Annotated in this window: 1 protein-coding gene; it reads left to right on the top strand. The window is 74.0% G+C overall.

Annotated features, from left to right (window positions below; translation table 11 throughout):
• Positions 1-170 precede the first annotated feature (170 nt).
• On the top strand, positions 171-1,163 hold the full coding sequence (locus HW445_RS31765; RefSeq protein ID WP_180224225.1) for a Gfo/Idh/MocA family protein: 993 nt from the start codon (positions 171-173) through the stop codon (positions 1,161-1,163).
• Positions 1,164-1,191 lie beyond the last annotated feature (28 nt).

Below are 1,191 nucleotides of genomic sequence, written 5' to 3' on the forward strand. Positions count from 1 at the left end.
CGCGGTGCCGTCCCGGTGCGGGGTGCCCGCTCCTTGAGACGTCTCCGTCGTCCCCCGCCGGGCGGCCCGGGGGGCGATCTATGCTCTGCGCCAGAGCTGATGTCGGAACGCCGCGCCTGGTCACGTCGGTGACCGGGGCCGGGCGGGCCACGGAGTGAGGAGCGGCCGCGATGGCTGAGACGGTGCGGTGGGGAATTCTGGCCACGGGCGGTATCGCGGCCGCGTTCGCGGGGGACCTCGTCGACATCCCGGACGCGGAGCTGGTGGCGGTCGGGTCGCGGTCCCAGGCGTCGGCCGACGCCTTCGCCGAGCGGTTCGGCATAGCGCGGGCCTACGGCGACTGGGCCTCGCTCGCCGCCGACGAGGACATCGACGTGGTGTACGTCGCCACCCCGCACACGGCCCACCGGGCCGCCGCCGGGCTGTGCCTGGAGGCCGGGCGGAACGTGCTCTGCGAGAAGCCCTTCACGCTGAACCTGCGGGAGGCGGAGGAGCTGGTCGCGCTGGCGCGGGACCGGAAGCGCTTCCTGATGGAGGGCATGTGGACCGCGTGCAACCCGCTGGTCCGCCGGATGAGGCAGCTGGTGGACGACGGCGCGATCGGCGAGGTGCGGACGGTGCAGGCCGACTTCGGTCTGGCCGGTCCCTTCCCGGTGGCGCACCGTTTGCGGGACCCGGAGCAGGGCGGTGGGGCGCTGCTGGACCTCGGGGTGTACCCGATCGCCTTCGCGCAGATGCTGCTGGGCGAGCCGGAGCGGGTGACCGCGCAGTCGGTGCTCTCCCCGGAGGGCATCGACCTCCAGACCGGAGCGGTGCTCGGTTGGGAGAGCGGTGCTCTCGGTCTGGTGCACTGCTCCATCGTCGGGGCGACGGGGATCACGGCCTCGATCACCGGCGCCCGCGGCCGGATCGACGTGCCGGACGGCTTCTTCCACGCGGACCGGTTCGTCCTGCACCGTGAGGGCCGGGAACCCGAGGAGTTCGCGCTGGCCCCGGGTGACGGCCTGCGCAGCAGCTTCCGGCACGAGGCGCTGGAGGTGATGCGGGCGATCCGGGCGGGGGAGACGGAGTCCGCGCTCGTGCCGCTGGACGCGACGCTGGGGGTCATGCGGACGCTCGACACGATCCGCGCGCAGGTCGGGGTCCGCTACCCCGGCGAGTGACACCCCGCACCGTCCCACGGCGCGGACT

The organism is Streptomyces sp. UH6, assembly GCF_013421635.1.
GTDB classification, from domain to species: domain Bacteria; phylum Actinomycetota; class Actinomycetes; order Streptomycetales; family Streptomycetaceae; genus Streptomyces; species Streptomyces abyssomicinicus.

Excerpts from the sequence above, each read along its gene's own strand:
- HW445_RS31765 (WP_180224225.1), top strand. The coding sequence starts at position 171 with ATGGCTGAGACGGTGCGGTGGGGAATTCTGGCCACGGGCGGTATCGCG.